This window comes from Micromonospora chalcea (assembly GCF_002926165.1).
Taxonomy (GTDB): Bacteria; Actinomycetota; Actinomycetes; order Mycobacteriales; family Micromonosporaceae; genus Micromonospora; species Micromonospora chalcea.
Window position 1 is genome coordinate 47183 of sequence record NZ_MAGP01000086.1, and the last position, 17999, is coordinate 65181.

Annotated in this window: 16 protein-coding genes; 9 read left to right on the forward strand and 7 right to left on the reverse strand. The window is 73.7% G+C overall.

Annotated elements, in window-relative coordinates:
• Positions 1 to 36: 36 nt before the first annotated feature.
• Entirely contained in the window at positions 37 to 711 is a 675-nt protein-coding gene (locus tag BAW75_RS08805; protein ID WP_104113236.1) for a GOLPH3/VPS74 family protein, read from the forward strand.
• Between the two features lie 86 nt (positions 712 to 797).
• Here BAW75_RS08805 and BAW75_RS08810 read toward each other — a convergent pair whose 3' ends face one another.
• Both BAW75_RS08810 and BAW75_RS08815 read right to left on the reverse strand, forming a co-directional pair.
• Complete coding sequence (locus BAW75_RS08810; RefSeq protein WP_104113237.1) at positions 798 to 2462, reverse strand: phospho-sugar mutase; 1665 nt, start codon at positions 2460 to 2462, stop codon at positions 798 to 800.
• A gap of 49 nt (positions 2463 to 2511) precedes the next feature.
• Positions 2512 to 4533 (reverse strand): serine/threonine-protein kinase, encoded by a 2022-nt coding sequence (locus tag BAW75_RS08815; RefSeq protein WP_104113238.1) that lies wholly within the window; start codon positions 4531 to 4533, stop codon positions 2512 to 2514.
• 203 nt (positions 4534 to 4736) lie between these two features.
• Between BAW75_RS08815 and BAW75_RS08820 the strand changes: the two genes are divergently transcribed.
• On the forward strand, positions 4737 to 6320 hold the full coding sequence (locus BAW75_RS08820; RefSeq protein WP_104113239.1) for an acyl-CoA mutase large subunit family protein: 1584 nt from the start codon (positions 4737 to 4739) through the stop codon (positions 6318 to 6320).
• Between the two features lie 595 nt (positions 6321 to 6915).
• Complete coding sequence (locus tag BAW75_RS08825) at positions 6916 to 8175, forward strand: amidohydrolase (protein WP_043326724.1); 1260 nt, start codon at positions 6916 to 6918, stop codon at positions 8173 to 8175.
• Here the strand turns inward: BAW75_RS08825 and BAW75_RS08830 are convergent.
• Positions 8132 to 9133, reverse strand: coding sequence for a DUF4349 domain-containing protein (locus BAW75_RS08830; RefSeq protein WP_104113240.1), 1002 nt, complete (start codon positions 9131 to 9133; stop codon positions 8132 to 8134). The two genes, BAW75_RS08825 and BAW75_RS08830, sit on opposite strands and share 44 nt — an antisense overlap.
• A gap of 124 nt (positions 9134 to 9257) precedes the next feature.
• Between BAW75_RS08830 and BAW75_RS08835 the strand changes: the two genes are divergently transcribed.
• The 4 genes from BAW75_RS08835 to BAW75_RS08850 are packed head-to-tail and all read left to right on the forward strand — an operon-like array spanning position 9258 to position 12599.
• Positions 9258 to 9887 carry an MBL fold metallo-hydrolase gene (locus BAW75_RS08835; RefSeq protein WP_043326720.1) on the forward strand — a complete coding sequence of 210 codons (630 nt, stop codon included), beginning with the start codon at positions 9258 to 9260 and terminating at the stop codon, positions 9885 to 9887.
• Between the two features lie 2 nt (positions 9888 to 9889).
• Positions 9890 to 10816, forward strand: coding sequence for a hypothetical protein (locus tag BAW75_RS08840; RefSeq protein WP_104113241.1), 927 nt, complete (start codon positions 9890 to 9892; stop codon positions 10814 to 10816).
• A 37-nt stretch (positions 10817 to 10853) separates the two neighbouring features.
• A complete protein-coding gene (locus BAW75_RS08845; RefSeq protein WP_043326717.1) occupies positions 10854 to 11594 on the forward strand; it encodes an SCO6745 family protein in 741 nt (246 codons plus the stop codon).
• Positions 11595 to 11636: 42 nt separating this feature from the next.
• Positions 11637 to 12599: a GNAT family N-acetyltransferase gene (locus BAW75_RS08850; RefSeq protein ID WP_043326715.1), complete on the forward strand. Its 963-nt coding sequence runs from the start codon at positions 11637 to 11639 to the stop codon at positions 12597 to 12599.
• A 75-nt stretch (positions 12600 to 12674) separates the two neighbouring features.
• Here the strand turns inward: BAW75_RS08850 and BAW75_RS08855 are convergent, their stop codons facing one another.
• Positions 12675 to 13130, reverse strand: coding sequence for a gamma-glutamylcyclotransferase (locus BAW75_RS08855; protein WP_030501227.1), 456 nt, complete (start codon positions 13128 to 13130; stop codon positions 12675 to 12677).
• Between the two features lie 106 nt (positions 13131 to 13236).
• On the opposite strand from BAW75_RS08855, the gene BAW75_RS08860 reads away from it, so the two are divergent.
• Positions 13237 to 14640, forward strand: a complete 1404-nt coding sequence (locus BAW75_RS08860) for an NAD(P)H-quinone dehydrogenase (RefSeq protein WP_043326713.1) — start codon at positions 13237 to 13239, stop codon at positions 14638 to 14640.
• A 17-nt stretch (positions 14641 to 14657) separates the two neighbouring features.
• Here the strand turns inward: BAW75_RS08860 and BAW75_RS08865 are convergent, their stop codons facing one another.
• From BAW75_RS08865 to BAW75_RS08875, 3 genes are all read right to left on the reverse strand, one after another.
• Positions 14658 to 15311: a DUF998 domain-containing protein gene (locus BAW75_RS08865; protein ID WP_104113242.1), complete on the reverse strand. Its 654-nt coding sequence runs from the start codon at positions 15309 to 15311 to the stop codon at positions 14658 to 14660.
• A 96-nt stretch (positions 15312 to 15407) separates the two neighbouring features.
• Entirely contained in the window at positions 15408 to 15701 is a 294-nt protein-coding gene (locus tag BAW75_RS08870; protein ID WP_124778836.1) for a hypothetical protein, read from the reverse strand.
• Positions 15629 to 16252, reverse strand: a complete 624-nt coding sequence (locus tag BAW75_RS08875) for a DedA family protein (protein ID WP_043330647.1) — start codon at positions 16250 to 16252, stop codon at positions 15629 to 15631. Before BAW75_RS08875 ends, BAW75_RS08870 begins: the two co-directional genes overlap by 73 nt.
• A 496-nt stretch (positions 16253 to 16748) precedes the next feature.
• On the opposite strand from BAW75_RS08875, the gene thrS reads away from it, so the two are divergent.
• A complete protein-coding gene (gene thrS, locus BAW75_RS08880) occupies positions 16749 to 17963 on the forward strand; it encodes a threonine--tRNA ligase (RefSeq protein ID WP_104113243.1) in 1215 nt (404 codons plus the stop codon).
• Positions 17964 to 17999: the final 36 nt, after the last annotated feature.

Below are 17999 nucleotides of genomic sequence, written 5' to 3' on the forward strand. Positions count from 1 at the left end.
GCGCGGGGGTGCGGGGAGGCGCTAGCGTTCCGGGCCATGACTGGTGTTGCGCTCGCCGAAGAGCTGCTGCTCCTCGCGTACGACGACGAAACCGGCAAGGCCACCATGCCGCGGATCAGCCTTGACCTGGGCATGGCCGCGGCGGTGCTGGTCGAGCTGGCCCTGGCCGGACGGCTCGCGTACGCGGACGGGAACCTGGCGGTGATCGATCCGGCGCCGACCGGTGAGCCGATCGCCGACGCCGTACTCGCCAAGATCGCCGCGGAGACCCCGCACACGCCCTCGTCGTGGGTGCAGCGGCTGCCGGACGGGCTGCGCGACCGGATCCTCACCGACCTCTGCGGGCGGGGCGTGGTCCGGGACGTGGAGGAGACCGAGCTGGACTTCATCCACGTGCACCGCTACCCGGTGGCGGACCCCTCGGTCGAGGCGGACATCCGGCAGCGTCTGGCCGACGCGCTGACCAGCGGGCAGCTCCCCGACGAGCGGACCGCCGCGCTCGCCACGCTGGTCGCGGTGCTGCGCATGGAGCCGGCGCTCGGGCTCACCGGCCCGGCCGCCGAGGATGCCGGGCGCCGCCTGGAGGAGATCGCCGCCGGCGCCGGGTTCTCCGGCACGGTGAGCCTGGACGACAGCGTGGTGCGCCCGTCGATCAGTCTGGTCATCGCCGCGCTGGGCCAGGCCGTCGACGCCGCCCTGGGCAAGCGGTAAGGAAGGGCCCCCTCTTAACGCCTCCGGTAGAGGAAGGGCCCCTTATTAACGCGAGGCGTTAATAAGGGGCCCTTCCTTACACCCGGTCAGAGGCCGAGGGCGGCGGCGATCTCGTTGCGCAGCTCGGTCACGGCGGCACGCGCGCGCTGCCGGGCCGCCGGCACGTCGCCGCCGGTCACCGGCTCCACCACCTCCAGGTACGCCTTGAGCTTCGGCTCGGTGCCGGACGGCCGGATCACCACCCGGGCCGCGCCGGTGCGCAGGATCACCACGTCCGCGTCGGGGAGCAAGTCGGTCGCCTCGGTCACCGGCTGCCCGAGCAGCGCGGTCGGGGTGGCCGCCCGGATCCGCGCCATCGAGTCCGCGATGACCCGCAGGTCCTCCACCCGGACCGAGAGCTGCTCGGTGTGGTGCACGCCGAACTCGGCGGCCAGCTCGTCCAGCCGGTCGAGGAGCGTACGGCCCTCGGCCTTCAGACCGGCGGCCAGCTCGGCGACCGTCAGCGCGGCGGTGATGCCGTCCTTGTCGCGTACGTGCTCCGGCGCGACGCAGTAGCCGAGCGCCTCCTCGTAGCCGTACACGAGCGGCTCCCGGCCGCCGCCGGCCCGGACGATCCACTTGAACCCGGTGAGCGTCTCGTCGTAGGGCAGCCCCCGGGCCGCCGTCATGGCGCGCAGCAGCGCCGAGGACACGATCGTGGTGGCGTACAGGCCGGTCACGCCGCGCCGCATCAGGTGGTCGGCGAGCAGCGCGCCCACCTCGTCGCCGCGCAGCATCCGCCAGGACCCGGCGTCGCGTACGGCCACCGCGCAGCGGTCCGCATCCGGGTCGTTGGCGATGGCGAGATCCGCGCCGGTGCGGTCGGCGAGCGCGACGAGCAGGTCCACCGCGCCCGGCTCCTCCGGGTTGGGAAAGCTGACGGTCGGGAACGCCGGGTCCGGCTCGGCCTGCTCCGGCACCACGCCCGGCACGCCGAACCCGGCGTGCGCGAAGGCGGCGGTCAGCACCGCGCCGCCCACCCCGTGCAGCGGCGTGTACGCCACCTTCAGGTCGCGCGGCCCGGTCGGGTCCACCACGGCGGCGGCCCGTTCCACGTACGCGGCCACCAGGTCGTCGCCGAGCACCTGCCCGGCCGGGCCGAGCGGCACCTCGGCGAGCGGGCCGACGGCCCGGATGGCCGCCTCGATGCCGGCGTCGGCCGGCGGCACGATCTGCGCGCCCGCACCCAGCTCACCGCCGAGCTGCGCACCCAGGTAGACCTTGTAGCCGTTGTCCTGCGGCGGGTTGTGGCTGGCGGTCACCATCACCCCGGCGACCGCGCCGAGCTGCCGGACCGCGAACGCCAGCACCGGCGTGGGCAGCGGCCGGGGCAGCAGCAGCGCCGGACGGCCCGCCCCGGTGGCCACCTGGGCGGTGCGCTCGGCGAAGGCCAGCGAGCCGCGCCGGGCGTCGTACCCGATCACCAGCGGGCCCTCGCCGCCCTGGGCGGCGAGCCAGCGCACGAGCCCGGCGGCGGCCTGGGTGACCACGGCGAGGTTCATGCCGTTCGGCCCGGCGCGCAGCGGGCCGCGCAGTCCGGCGGTGCCGAACGTCAGCGGGCCGGCGAACCGGTCGGCCAGGTCGGTCGCCGTGCCGGGCAGCCCGTCCAGGACGGCGCGCAGCTCGTCGCGGTCGGCCGGGTCCGGGTCGTCGGCGAGCCAGCGCTCGGCTCGGACGCGAAGGTCGTCTAGGTCAGTGGTTTCCGCCGCCATTGCCTCTTGATAGCACGGCGGCGGATCACCACTGGCCGTCGGCCTCGACTCAGTTCGCCTCGGTGAGCTGGAACGAGCCGACCATCGCGTCGAAGATCGGCTTGCTCTCCGCGAACCGCGCGTCGGTCGAGGAGAGGTAGAACGAGTAGACCTTGCCGTCCTTGACCACGCCCCGCCAGATGCCGTGACGCATGGACTCACCCTCGCCGCAGGTGTATTCGAGCTGGCCCGCGGTCTGCCCGGCGAGCGGCTGCTCGGAAACCGACACCTCGGTGTAGGGGGCGGGACAGGTCTTGCTCTTGGCGCTGTTCTTGTTCAGGTTCCGCGAGGCGAACTCGGCCCAGCTGATCGAGGTGCCGCCCCACGGCTCGGCGATCACCCGCACCTTGCGGCCCTCGTCCTCGGGGTCGACGTAGTCGACGTAGAGGCCGCCGGTCTGCCGCTGCCAGCCCTTCGGCACCTGGATGGTCACGCCCTTGACGGTCTGCTCCTGCATCTCGGGCGCGGCGGCGGCCGAGTTCGACGGCAGCGTGCCCACGATCGGCGGTGGCGTGTCGTCGCCGCCGCTGGTCAGCGCGATCACGCTCACCAGCAGCACCACGGCGAGGCCACCGGCGGCGGCGAGCTGGACCTTGCGCGGCCACGCCTTGATCCGGCCGAGCAGGCCCTTGGCCGAGCCGAGCGCGCCGCCACCACCGGCGGCCGGAGCGGTGGCCGGCGTGGTCCACGGCTGGCCGGTGCCGGGCACCGACCACTGGTTGCCGCCGCCGTACACCGGCTGGGTGGCGTCGGCGGCACGGCCGTAGACCGGCTGGGTGGTCGGCACCTGCTGGGTGGCGTCCGCTCCGGCGCCCTGGCCGAGCCGGACCGTGGCGTCCGGCGAGATGCGCTGGGTGGCCTCGGGCGCGGGCCCGGACATCGCGCCGGTCGGGGTGTGCAGCGGTCCGGCCAGCGCGTCCGCGCTGGTCTCGTCCAGCGCGGCGTCGCCCGCCGCCGGCTTCTCGCCGGCGGGCCGCTCCCTGCGGCGCAGCGCGGCGAGCCGGTCGGTCAGCGACTCGTCCGGACCGATCATGGCCCGACCGCCGATCTGGCCGCTCGGCTTCGGCTCGGCCGCGATGGCCGGCGGCGTGGTCGGGCGCGGCACCGGCACCACCGCGTACGGGTCGGTGACCGAGTTGACCGCGGTGGCGGTGCTGGTCAGCGGCCCGGCGAGCAGTTCGCGCAGGTTGGCGCGGGCCCGGTGCACGTCCATCCGGCGGGCCGGGTCCTTCTCCAGCAGCCCCATCAGCACGCCGGTGAGCGGGCCGCTGCGCTGCGGCGTAGCGGGCGGGTCCTCGACCACGGCGTGCATGGTCTCGATCGGGTCGCCCTTGTCGAACGGGGGACGGCCCTCGACCGCCGTGTAGAGCGTCACGCCGAGCGAGAACAGGTCGCTGGGCGGCCCGAACTCCTGGCCCATGGCCCGCTCGGGAGAGATGAAGTGCGGCGAGCCGAGCACCATGCCCGGCGTGGTGAGCTGCACGTCGGTGGGCATCCGGGCGACGCCGAAGTCGGTGAGCACGCAGCGGCCGTCGGAGCAGATCAGCACGTTGGCCGGCTTGACGTCGCGGTGCAGCACACCGATGGCGTGCGCCACCTCCAGCGCGCCGAGCAGCGCGATGCCAATCTTGGCGACGGCGCGCGGCGCGACCGGCCCGTCCTCGATCACCATGTCGGCGAGGCTGCGGGCGTCCAGCAGCTCCATCACGATCCACGGCCGGCCGCCCTCGGTGACCACGTCGTAGACCTGCACCACGGCCGGGTGCTGGATCGCGGCGGCGGCGCGGGCCTCCCGCAGCGTCCGTTCGTAGAGCGCGTCGCGGTCGCTCGGGGCGAGCCCCGGCGGGAGGACGACCTCCTTGACCGCCACGTCGCGGCGCAGCAATGTGTCTGTGGCCCGCCAGACCGTGCCCATGCCTCCGTTGCCCACCGGGGAGCGCAGCGAGTAGCGACCACCGATGGTGGTGCCGGGCGCCGCGCGTCCAGTGGGGGGACTGGCCGGTCCGCCGCTCCACGTCGGAATCTGAGTCACAGAAAAGCCACCGGGGGATATCGAGGGGGCTGGGACACAACCCCTCTATCTTGCTGGTTCCGACGCCCGATGCGAAACCCGACGCGGCGGGCGTTTACCTACTCGACGGTATGTGGCCGGTTGCTCACCTCCGGTGGTGTGCCGTGGCCAGGTGTGCGGTATCCCTCACCCACCAGGCGGTCAGCGCGTCCTACCATCCGGTAATGAGCGATGCGCGGTCAAGCGAGTCGGGTTTCCCGATCCAGGGCGTCTACACGGCGGCAGACCTTCCGGCGGACCTGGAGGCCCGGCTGGGCGAGCCGGGCGAATTCCCGTACACCCGCGGGGTCTACCCGACGATGTACACCTCCCGGCCCTGGACGATGCGACAGTACGCCGGCTTCGGCACCGCGACCGAGAGCAACGCGCGGTACCACCAGTTGCTGCGCGCCGGGACGATGGGCCTGTCCGTCGCGTTCGACCTGCCCACCCAGATGGGGTACGACTCGGACGACCCGATCGCGCACGGCGAGGTGGGCAAGGTCGGGGTCGCCATCGACTCCATCGAGGACATGCGCACGCTGTTCGGCGGCATCCCGCTGGACAAGGTCTCCACCTCGATGACGATCAACGCGCCCGGCTCGGTGCTGCTGCTGCTCTACCAGCTCGTGGCCGAGGAGAACGGCGTGCCGGGGGCGGCGCTCAACGGCACGATCCAGAACGACATCCTCAAGGAGTACATCGCCCGGGGGACGTACATCTTCCCGCCGAAGCCCTCGCTGCGGCTGGTCGCCGACACGTTCGCCTACTGCCGGGCCGAGGTGCCCAAGTGGAACACCATCTCGATCTCCGGCTACCACATGGCCGAGGCCGGCGCCTCGCCCGCGCAGGAGGTCGCGTTCACGCTGGCGAACGGCGTGGAGTACGTCCGCGCGGCGCTCGCCGCCGGGCTCGCAGTGGACGACTTCGCGCCCCGCCTGTCGTTCTTCTTCGTGGCCCGCACCACGCTGCTGGAGGAGGTCGCGAAGTTCCGCGCGGCCCGGCGCATCTGGGCCTGGCTGATGCGTGACGAGTTCGGCGCGAAGAACCCGAAGTCGATGATGCTGCGGTTCCACACCCAGACCGCCGGCGTGCAGCTCACCGCCCAGCAGCCGGAGGTGAACCTGGTCCGGGTGGCGGTGCAGGGCCTCGGCGCGGTGCTCGGTGGCACCCAGTCGCTGCACACGAACAGCTTCGACGAGGCGATCGCGCTGCCCACCGAGAAGGCGGCCCGGCTGGCGCTGCGCACCCAGCAGGTGCTGGCGTACGAGACGGACCTGACCGCCACCGTCGACCCGTTCGCCGGGTCGTACGTGGTGGAGGCGATGACCGCCGAGGTGGAGGCGGCGGCCACCGAGCTGATGGACCGCGTGTTCGACCACGGTTCGGCGGTGGACGCGATCGAGGCCGGTTTCCAGAAGCGCGAGATCGAGCAGTCGGCGTACCGGATCGCCCAGGAGATCGACTCGGGTGAGCGGGTGGTGGTCGGCCTCAACCGGTTCCAGATCGACGAGGAGGAGCCGTACGAGCCGCTGCGGGTGGACCCGGCGATCGAGGCGGCGCAGGGGGAGCGGCTGGCCCGGCTGCGCGCCGAGCGGGACTCCGGCGCGGTGGAGCGCGCACTGGCCGAGCTGCGTTCCGCGGCCGAGGGCGACGCCAACGTGCTCTATCCGATGAAGGAGGCGCTGCGCGCCCGGGCCACCGTCGGCGAGGTGTGCGGCACGCTGCGCGAGGTGTGGGGGATCTACCGGCCGAGCGATCGGTTCTGACGTTTTCAGGCGGCGGTCCCGTCGGCGCACGCAGGTGCCCGGCGCGGGCCGCCGTCGTGCGTCCGGTAGTGGTCTGAACTGGGCAAACGGGGCTGCTGAGGCGTACCGTTGGTCCTCTTCCGGGCGACGGCGCCCGGCCGGTCACGGCGGGTGGCCGGGCGGTGGCGCCCGGTGCCGCGCGTGTGCGATTCGGCGATTCGGGTAACCGGATCGGATGAACGGGACGGACAGCCTGTGCGGTCGACGGCCGGGCGGTCATGTCACCGTCGGGAGTCTTCCGGCAGCCGACAGTTGTCGCGCAATTGTCCGAGCGGCAGTTAATTGCCGCGACTAATGCGACAATTCGGAACAGCGGCCCGGATATTAGTGGCCGTTGAAACGGTTACGCGTTGTAGGAGGTGGGAGGCGGATGACGGGCTCCGACCGTGATCTACCTGCTGTCCCGCAGATATTCGAGCACTCTCACCAGGGCATTCGTGACGCTGCGCGGTCCGACCGCTACGCGAAAGATGTTGCGCAGCGTCACCGCCGGAGGTCTAGGCTGTCTGCTGTTCTACCCGATGATCCATCCATCTCTAGTGATCGAGAATTCGACGTGACGAGTGCGTTGACGCTGCCTTCCGGCGGCCCGCTGGCGTCGTCCCGGCCCGAGGCGCCGACCGGTTCCCAGCCCCTGCCCTTCGAGCTCGACCATCTCCTCGCGCTGCGCGTGCCCGGCCTGATCGCGACCCGCCGGCACCTCCACTCCCACCCGGAACTGTCCGGCGAGGAGTTCGAGACCGCCGCCCTGGTGCACCGCGAGCTGTCCCTCGCCGGGCTGAAGCCGCGCCTGCTGCCGAAGGGCAACGGCGTCATCTGCGACATCGACGGACGCCCGGACGGCCCGGTGATCGCGCTGCGCGCCGACATCGACGCGCTCCCGCTGGACGACCCGAAGGACGTGCCGTACCGCTCGACGGTGGAGGGCGTCTGCCACGCCTGCGGCCACGACGTGCACACGTCGGTGATGCTCGGCGTCGGCATGCTGCTGGCCCAACTCGCCGACATCGGCCAGCTCGACGGCCGGGTACGGCTGATCTTCCAGCCGGCCGAGGAGATCCTGCCCTGCGGCTCGCTGGAGGTCATCGAGGCCGGTGGTCTGGAGGACGTGGTGCAGATCTTCGCGCTGCACTGCGACCCGAACCTGCCGGTGGGCAAGGTCGGCCTGCGGGTCGGCCCGATCACCGCCGCCGCCGACAACGTCACCGTCCGGCTCACCGGGCCGGGCGGACACACCGCCCGCCCGCACCTGACAGTCGACCTGGTGGACGCGCTCGGCCGGCTGGTGACCGAGGTCCCGACCCTGATCAGCCGCCGGGTGCCGGCCAACAGCGGGCTGCTGCTGGTGTTCGGCCACGCCTCGGCCGGCACCCGTTACAACGTCATCCCCTCCGAGGCGTGCGCGGCCGGCACGCTGCGGGTGATGGACCGCGACACCTGGGACGAGGCGCCCAAGATCGTGGCTCAGGTGGTGCGGGACGTGCTCGCGCCCACCGGCGCCACTGTCGATCTGGAATACCTGCGCGGCCGGCCGCCGGTGACGAACGACGCCGGCGCGATCGGCGTGCTCACCGCCGCCACCGCCGCCGCGCTCGGCCCCGACGGCATCGCCGAGACGCCGCAGAGCATGGGCGGCGAGGACTTCTCCTGGTACCTGGAGCACGTCCCCGGCGCGCTCGCCCGCCTCGGCGTGGGCCGCAGCGGGCCCAATGTGGACCTGCACCGGGCCTCGTTCGACGTGGACGAGCGCGCCATCGAGGCGGGCGTACGCCTCATGGTCCAGACCGCGCTGCGGGCACTGGCGGCGGCGCGCTGACCGGAGCCTCGGCCGGACCGGCCGGGCCCGGCGGCATCGGGCCCAGGCCCGGCTGCGGCATCGCGCCCGGGCCGGGCGGCGGCGTCCGCCGGGCCCGCCGGCGCCGCCACAGGAGCAGCAACCACAGCGGTACGCCGATCACCACCGCGAAGGGCAGCACCGCCCCGAGCACGGTCAGCGCGATGCGGGCCGAGGCCCGGAACGCCGTCCACCCGCCGTCCAGCCCGCTGCGGAAGCCCAGATCCGCCTCCTCCTCGGCGGTGCTGGCGTCCTGCCCGAGCAACGTCACGGTGATGGTGGAGAGCGCGGTCAGGTCCGCCAGCCGGCGCTTGCGCGCCTCCAGCGCGGCCAGGTCCGCCTGACGGGTGCCCACCTCGTTCTCCAGCCGGACCAGCTCGTCCACCGAACTCGCCTGGGCGAGCAGCTTGCGGGCGCTCTCCACCCGCGCCCGCTGGGTGGCGATCCGGGCGTCCAGGTCGACCACCTGCTCGGTGACGTCCTCGGTGCGGATCTCCCGGCGCTCCTGGCGGCCGAGGCCGGCGAGCTGGTCGATCACACCGGCGAACTTGTCCGCCGGCACCCGCAGGGTCAGCACCGCCCGGGCCTCGGCGGAGCGGCTCGACCGCCGGTCGCCGCCGACGAACCCACCGGCCGCTGTGACCGCGGTGACCGCCTCCAGCGACGCGGCCTCCACATCGTCCACCCGGATCTGCATCGTCCCGGTGTAGATGATGGACCGCTGGTCGACCCGCAGGTCCGCGCCGCCGGTGCCGCCGGGAGCCGCCTGGTCGCGATCCGCGCCGCCCGCGGCGGGCTGCTCGCGCGCCGCGCCTCCGTCCATGGCCGGCGCCGCCGCGTCGCCGCCGCTGTCCTCGTCCGCGCCGCAGGCGCCCACGGCGAGCGCCGCGACCAGGCCCACCGCCACCAGGGCAAGGCCCCGGAACCGTCGTCCACCCATTCCCCGTACTCCGATCGTCGGCGGCCCCGCCCACCGGGACCGATACCTCGGACGTGGCGCGTGGTCGCGCCGGTTCCGGCAGACTGCGCTGAGGACATCACGATTCGGTATGCGAGGAGTCACGATGCACGTCACCAAGTACTCGCACTCCTGTCTCCGGCTGGAGCACGACGGGGCGGTGCTGGTTGTCGACCCGGGTGGCTTCAGCGAGCCGGAGGCGCTGGACGGGGCGGACGCGGTGCTCGTCACCCACGAACACCCGGACCATGTGGACGTCGCCGCGCTCACCCGGGCGCTGGAGCGGCGGCCGGTGCCGGTGCACGGCCCGGCCTCGCTCGCCGGGGTGCTCGGCGACGCCGCCGAGGCGCTCGTCACCGTCTCGCCGGGGCAGTCGCTCACCGTCGCCGGAGTGCCGGTGCGGACGTACGGCGGGCAGCACGCGGTCATCCACCCGGACATCCCGGTGATCCCGAACATCGGCTACCTGTTCGCCGACGTCCTCTACCACCCGGGCGACGCGCTGTTCGTCCCCGACGACGTGCAGGTGGACACGCTGTTCGCCCCGATCCACGCGCCCTGGTCGAAGTTCTCCGAGGTGGTCGACTTCATCCGCGCGGTCGCCCCGCGCCGGGCGTACGCGCTGCACGACGCGCTGCTCAACGGCAACGGCCTCGGCGTGCTGGACCGGCAGTACACCGCGTTGTCCAAGACCGACTACCGCCGTCTGGAGCCGGGCACCCGGATCGACGTCTGAGCATGGCCGAGGTGCCCGCGGAGGTGATCCGGCAGCTCTACGCCACGCCGCCGGACCGGTTCGTCGCGGCCCGGGACGCCGCCGTCGCGCAGGCGCGGCAGTCCGGCGACCCGCGTACCGCCCGCGAGATCGCCAAGCTGCGCCGGCCCACGGTGGCGGCCTGGCTGGTCAATTTGCTCGCCATCCGCCGACCCGAGCTGGTCGCCGACCTGAGCCAGCTGGCCGAGTCGCTACGCGCCGCGCAGCGCGACCTGCGCGGCGGCACGCTGCGGGAACTGTCCGCGCAGCGGCGCGCCGTCGTGGGCGCGCGGGTGGCGGAGGTACGCCGGCTCGCCGCCACCGAACCCGCCGCGCCACCGGCCGGGCGGCTGCCGCTGGGCGAGGTGGAGGCGACACTCAACGCCGCGCTGTCGGACACCGAGGTGGCCGAACAGGTACGCGCCGGACGCCTGCTGCGGGCCAGCCACTACGCCGGGTTCGGCGAGGTGCCCCGCCCCCAGCTGCGGCTCGTGACAGGGGGCGAGGAGGCGCCTGTCGTACCGGATCGGGCGGTTGAGCGGGCCGACGCGCGCCGGGCCCGCAACGAGCGGGCGGCGCGGGCCGAACGGGCCGGGCGGCGGCGGACCGCGACCCGGGAGCTGACCCGGGCCCGGACGGACCTGGACCGGGCCGAGAAGGAGCTGGCGGCGGCCGACGCGGCCGAGCGGGACGGCGCCGCGACGCTGGACCGGATCGAGACCGAACTGGCCGAGCTGGAGCGTCGCCGGGCCGTGGCCGAGCAGGAGCTGAGCCGGGCCCGGCTGGCCCGGCGGGGCGCGGAACGGGCGGCCTCCGCGGCCCGGCGCCGGGCCGGTGAGGTGGAGGCCGTGTTGGAGGCGCTCGACGCCGAAGAGGGGGATGCCGACACCGGTGACGACCGGGCAGACTGAGCGTGATGAATGGCTACGGTGGAGTGACGGGCGGCCGATGACTCCGGAACAGCTCGCCGCCGCCTGCAAACCGCTGGTGCTCGAACTCGGGGAGGCGTTCGCGCGCTGCCCGTCCACGCTGCGCCGGGCGCGGCTGCTGGGCATCTCCGGGTGGGCCTTCTACATCACCGGACGGGCCGGTGCGCTCGGTGACGTCCGCGCCGAGACCGTCGCCGCGGCGCTGGGCTTCATCGCCCCCGAGGCGGTCACCGACGGCTGGGACGCCGCCGCACGCACCGTCCCGCCGCTGGAGGTGGCCGCCGCCAACCTGGCCGAGTGCTGCCGGTGGGGCACCGCCCGGCTCGGTGACGGCGCCGAGTCGTCCCGGCTCGCCGCGCTGCTGGGCCGGGCGGTCGAGGCGGCCGACGGCAGCGGCATGCCGCTGTTCGCCGCCTGGCGGGCCATGCCGGTGCCCGACCCGTCGCCGGGCGCCCGGGCGGCGGTCGGCATGCTGCTGCTGCGCGAGCACTTCGCCGGGGCGTACCTGCTGGCGGTACGCGCGGCCGGGCTGACCCCGCTGGAGGCGGTGCTGGCCGGGCCGGAGGGCGAGGCGGGCGCGGCGGCGTGCGGCTGGGCGCCCCCGTACCCGCCGGTCGGGCCGCTGGTGCGACGCCGACTGTGGGCCGAGGCGGTGACCGACCGGCTGGCGTCGGCGGCGTTCCGCGCGCTCAGCACCGCCGAGGGGGCGGAGCTGCTGGGTCTGCTCGCCGCCGCGCGGAAGCGCGCCCGGCGCGGATAAATGGGAGGCGGCCCCGCCGGTCCGGCTGCCAGGATCTGGCCCGTGACGCTCCCCGCCGGCTGGTCGGCCCGCCGCCCGACCCTCGACGACGTGCCCGCGATCCTGGCTGTGGTGCACGCCTCCGACACGTTCGCCGTGGGCTACCCCGACTTCGACGCCGAGGATGTGCGGTCCGCGCTGATCGCGCCGTTCGTCGACCCGGCGCGGGACTCCTGGCTGGTCACCGACCCGGACGGTACGGCGGTGGCCTGGTCGATCCTGGCCAACCCCAGCGGTGTCGGCCGGGAATGGGTGGACGTCCTGGTCGACCCCGACCGTGGCGCCGACCTGCGCGCGCCGTTGCTGGCGCGGCTGCTGGAGCGGGTCGCCGAACGTGCCGCCGAGCGCGGCCTGCCCGCGCTGACCGCCCGCGCCGGCGTGTACGCGCCGGAGACCCGCTGGGCCGGTGAGCTGGCCGAGGCCGGGTTCACCCGGATCAAGCGCTACATCCGGATGAGCCGCTCGCTGGCCGACCTGCCCGCCGAACCGGCGCCCCCGCCCGGGGTGACGGTGCGGCCGCTGCGCGCCGACGACGAGAACGACCTGCGGCTGTTCCACCGGATCTACGACACCGCGTTCCGGGACACGCCCGACCACGACCCGCTCGACTTCGAGCAGTGGCGGGACCTGCTGCCCTCGTACGGGAAGGTCTGGGACGAGTGGTTCCTGGCCGAGGTCGACGGCGAGCCGGCCGGCGCGCTCCAGTCCTCCGACCAGGCGCTCGACCAGGACCGGGGGTGGGTGCGGACGCTGTCGGTGCTGCCCGCGTACCGGCGGCGCGGGGTGGGTGCGGCGCTGCTGCGCCGGGCCTTCGCGGTCTACGCGGCGAAGGGCCGCGAAGGGGCCGGGCTCGGTGTCGACCTGGCCAACCCGACCGCACCGGTCACGCTCTACCGCTCCGTCGGGCTGGTGGAGGAGCGTTGGGTCGACATGTACGAGCGGAGCGTGCCCGCCTCGCGGGTGTGACCCGGCACCCCTCGTACCGGGGTCGCCGAGCGCGGGTGCGGCCGCACGGCGCACACTGTGGGTGTGGGAGACGCGCTACGCGGACGCGGTGCCGGTGGGGCGGGACCGCAGCTCGGTGACGTAGTCGTCCGGCGCGCCCGCCTTCTCCGCGGCGTTCGCCAGCTCCGACAGGTACCACGCGGTGGGCAGACCGCCCTCGTAACCGTCGAACACGTAGACCCACGCGGTCACGTCGCCGTCGAGCGTCGAGACGCGCACGGTCAGCCTGCGGTACGTCTCGGCGGTCACGCCCTCGATCTCGTCGAGCTGCGCGGCGTCGTACGGGTGGATGTCGTAGAGCGCCACGAAGACCCGGTCACCCGGGGACTCGACAACGGTGCTGACCGAGCCCTCCCATCCGATGACGTCCTCGCCGGCGAAGGTGAGCCGCCACCCCTCCAGCCAGCCGGTACCCACCATCGGCGAATGCGGGCAGTAGGCGCGCATGCGGGCCGGGTCCAGGTTTGAGCCGTAAGCAGCGTAGAGACGCACGGCGACGACGATAGCCCGGCTGGCGGGTGGGGGAGAATACGACAGTGCGTGTCGAACCCGACGGGGAGAAGAAAGTCACTGTGAGCACAGACGAGGGGCTAATGCTGTGAGCCAGATCGTGATCATCGGCGGCGGGCCGGCCGGGTACGAGGCGGCCCTGGTCGCCGCGCAGTTGGACGCCGAGGTCACAGTGGTCGAGGCGGAGGGGGCCGGCGGCGCCTGCGTGCTCTCCGACTGCGTGCCCTCCAAGACGTTCATCGCCAGCTCCGAGGTGGTCACCGGCTACCGGGACACCGAGGAGTTCGGCGTGCACTCCGACGGCCTGGAGGCGGTCACCGTCGACGCCCGGGCGGTGCACGAGCGGGTCAAGCGGCTCGCGCTGGCGCAGTCCGCCGACATCCACACCAAGCTGGTCAAGGCCGGCGTCGAGTTCGTGGCCGGCACCGCCCGGCTCGGCGAGGACACGCTCGGCCACACCCACCGCGTGATCGTCACCCCGGCCGGCGGCGGCGAGGAGTACTCCATCGCCGCGTCGACGGTGCTCGTCGCGACCGGCGCGACCCCGCGCCAGTTGCCCACCGCCGTACCGGACGGCGAGCGCATCCTGACCTGGCGTCAGGTGTACGACCTGCCCGACCTGCCCGAGCACCTGATCGTGGTCGGCTCCGGCGTGACCGGCGCCGAGTTCGCCAGCGCGTACCTGGCCATGGGCGTCAAGGTCACGCTGGTCTCCAGCCGGGACCGGGTCATGCCGCACGAGGACGCCGACGCCGCGATGGCGATCGAGCGGGTGTTCCGCAACCGGGGCATGAGCATCCTGAACAATTCCCGCGCCGAGGCGGTCCGCCGCGTCGGCGACGGGGTGGAGGTGGTGCTCTCCGACGGCCGCCAGGTCACCGGCTCGCACGCGCTGATCGCCGTCGGCTCGATCCCGAACACCGCCGACCTGGGCCTGGCCGAGTACGGCGTGGAGCTGGCCCGGGGCGGTTACGTGACTGTCGACCGGGTGTCCCGTACCAACGTGCCGGGCATCTACGCGGCCGGCGACTGCACCGGCGTGCTGCCGCTCGCGAGCGTCGCGGCCATGCAGGGCCGGATCGCCATGTGGCACGCGCTGGGCGAGGCGGTCCGGCCGCTGCGGCTGCGTACCGTCGCGGCGAACGTCTTCACCGACCCGGAGCTGGCCACCGTCGGCGTCTCCCAGGACGAGGTGGACGCCGGCAAGACCCCGGCCCGCCAGGTGATGCTGCCGCTGTCCGGCAACGCGCGGGCGAAGATGGACGACCTGGCCGACGGCTTCGTCAAGCTGTTCTGCCGGCCCGCGAGCGGCCAGGTGATCGGCGGCGTGGTGGTGGCGCCGAAGGCCAGCGAGCTGATCCTGCCGATCACGATGGCGGTGGAGAACAACCTCACCGTCAACGAGCTGGCCCACACCATCACCATCTACCCGAGCCTGTCCGGCTCCATCACCGAGGCCGCCCGCCAGCTCATGCTCCACGAGCTGGAGTAGCCCCCTTCTTTCGTCGATCATGGAGTTGCGGCCCCCGATCCGACCGGTATGCCCGGTCTGTGCGGGGTCACAACTGCATGATCGACGACTTTGGTCAGGGTGAGGTGCAGGGCCAGGGTGGTGATGACTGCCGTCTCCGTGAGGATGAGCGCGCGCTCGATCAGGCCCAGCAGGGCCCGGTCGCCGGGGTAGGCGGACCAGATCATCGCGCCCGCCAGCAGCAGGCTGGCCACGGTCAGGCCGCGCAGCCAGGCCGCGGCTCCCGCGACCGGGTTGCGGGCCAGCAGCCAGCCGGCCACGGGCAGGGCCAGGAACGACAGCACCGAGGCGTACCGGTGCACGTACGCGGCGGTGTCCATCGGCGTACCCGGCTCGTTAGTGGGCACCACCGCCGCGGCCAGCAACCCGGCCGACCAGGCGGTGAGCAGCGCGAGCGGCACCCGGCCCGCACCGGCCCGGCGCAGCGCCGGCAGCAGCACCAGGCTGGCCGCCGCGAGCACCGCCATCGCGGTGTCGATGACGCCGCCCCGATCGGAGACGGCGAAGTCGCTGACGGTCAGCGACCAGGGATCCAGATCGTCGCTCACCCCGACGTGACCCATCACCGCGAGCACCGCCGCCAGGACGATCCCGCCGAGGGCCAACAGGCCGCTGCTCCGCGTTCCAGGCATACGGCCAGCCTGTCGCCGGAACCGCCCCAGACGGATCCGGGACCACCACCCACTTCGCTACCCGGGTCGTCCCCTACCGGACCCCCGAGAACGGCGTCAGGTCCCGTCGGGTGAAGGCGCATCGTCTGCCGGGTCTCCCGTCGACTGCGCGCCGTTGATCGAGGCCAGCATCTGTTCTCTGAGCTGCCCGCGCCGGGTCACGCGCTCGGCGTCATCCCATGAGGGATCGATTCGCCGAGCCCTGGCCTTGACGTCGTGCCACGCCGCCGTGTCGCTCATGGCCTGTTCTTCCTTCACGTCGATCAGGTGCTCGGGGGTCAGCTGCCGGTCGAGTCGGCGGTGGCCTCGGCGCGGGTCTGCCGGGCGCTGCTGATCCAGGTCATCGCCCATCCGGCCAGCGCGAACCCGGCCGCCGCCACCCCACCGATCAGCAGCAGCCGCCACGCCGAGTGGGTCAGCGCCGTACCGCCCAGGTGGCCGACGAGCGCGCCGTAACTGGACCAGGCGAGCGCCGCCGCCGCCTCGTAGGGCAGGAAGAGGCGGTACGGGTAGCGGCTGCGGCCGGCCGAGAAGCAGGCCGCCATCCGGCCGCCGGGCACGAACCGGCAGAGCAGGATCACCAGCGGCCCCGGCTCGCGCAGCCCGCGGGTGACCCGGGTGACGGCCCGGCGTGCCCGTCCGCGTGGCGTGGCCCGTGCCGGCCGGCGGGTCGGCGTGGTGCGGCCGATCAGGTAGCAGGTCAGGTCGCCGATGAAGACGCCGGCCGCGCCGACAGCGATGGTGACCGGCAGGCTGAGCCCGCCGTAGACGGTCAGCGCCCCACTCGTGATCATGACGAGCTGGGTCGGCACCACCGGGACGAAGGCGTCGGCGATCAGCAGGGTCAGCAGCAGCGCGTACGCCCACATGGGCGACGCGACGTCAGAGATGAGCTCGGCCACGACCGCCACCTCGCCGGAGTTCTCCGTTCGACCGGATCGAGGGTGACGCCGTGTCCGGCGTCACCACCACCGGCCCCACCTGGCGGTGACCAGCGACACCGACGGGCCGTAGGTGTGGAACGAGCCGACCCGGCCGGAAGTGACGGATGGGCGGGGCCGCGGAGCGGGGCGGCGGATCGACGGATCGCGGCGTACCGTTGGCGGGACGCGGCACCGGAGCCGTCGGGTCCCCCGTTCCCGATGTCCGGGCCGCCGCGGGTCGCCGGCAGGTCCCGTGTCGGCGACCCGCACCCTCTCTCCGAAATCCAGGTGCGCCGGTGCCGTCCGCGCGTCTACGGTCGGGGCATGCGCAGCGCGGTAGTGACCACGACGCCGGGTGTTCCCGGCGCGCCGCACTGACGTTTCCGTCGACGAGGCCCCGGGGCGATCCGCTCCGGGGCCTCGCGGCGTTCCGGGCCTGCTCGCCTCCGGGTCGTACCCGATCAAGGAGAGCGACATGATCGACCACCGCAGGCTCGGCCGGGACCTGGAGCTGTTCGTCTCCGACCCGCTCGCGGGCGCCGGGCTGCCGATCTGGCTGCCGGACGGCGCCGCCGCCCGGCACGCCGTCGAGGAGTACGTGCGGGAGCTGGAGCGGCGGGCCGGCTACCGGCACGTCTACTCGCCGCCGCTGGGCAAACGGGAGCTGTTCGAGCTGTCCGGGCACCTCGGCTACTTCGCCGACGACATGTTCCCGCCGATGCGGCTGAGCGCCGACGACGAGTTCGTGCTGCGTCCGGCGCTGTGCCCACATCACGCGCTGGTGTTCCGCGCCCGGGGCCGCTCCTACCGGGAGCTGCCGCTGCGGATCGCCGAGCTGGGCGGCATGTACCGGGCGGAGCGTTCCGGGGTACTCGGCGGGCTGTCCCGGGTGCGCGCCATCTCGCTCAACGACGCGCACACCTTCTGCGCGCTGGACCAGGTCGGTGACGAGGTCCGCGAGGTCCTGCGGCTGATCGGCGAGGCGCACGCCGCGCTCGGCGTGCGTCCCGCCGGGTTGCGGCTGTCGTTGCGCGGGCCGGGCCAGCGGTACGTGGGCGACGACGCGAGCTGGGCGCGGGCCGAGGACCTGCTGCGCGCGGCGCTCGACGGGGTGGACGTCGTGGAGGCGCCGGGCGAGGCCGCGTTCTACGGCCCGAAGATCGACATTCAGATCGTGGACGCGGCCGGTCGGGAGTCGACCATCTCCACCGTCCAGCTCGACTTCGACAAGCCGGAGCGGTTCGACCTGTCGTACACCGACTCGGACGGCCGCCGGAAACGGCCGGTGATGGTGCACCGCAGCCTGGTGGGCAGCATGGAGCGGCTGTTCGCGTACCTGATCGAGGTGCACGAGGGCGCGTTCCCGGCCTGGTACGCCCCGGTGCAGTTGCTGCTGCTCCCGCTCGACGCGGCGCAGGCCGACGCGGCCGCCGGGCTGGCCCGCCGGGCGGAGGCGGCCGGGCTGCGGGCCGAGGTGGACCATGCCGGCTCGCTCGGCGCCCGCATCCGCGACGCGGCCCGCAGGCGCATCCCGTACACCGGGGTGGTCGGCCCCCGGGAGGCGGCCGACGGGTCGCTCTCGCTGCGTCTGCGCGACGGCCGGGTGCTCGACCCGATGCCCGCCGCGCAGGCGCTGGGCCTGATCGGCGCGGTGGTCGCGAGCCGGTCGGCGGCGCTGCTCCCGGTCTGACCCCGGCCCGTCCGGGTGCCGGGAAGGCACCCGGAC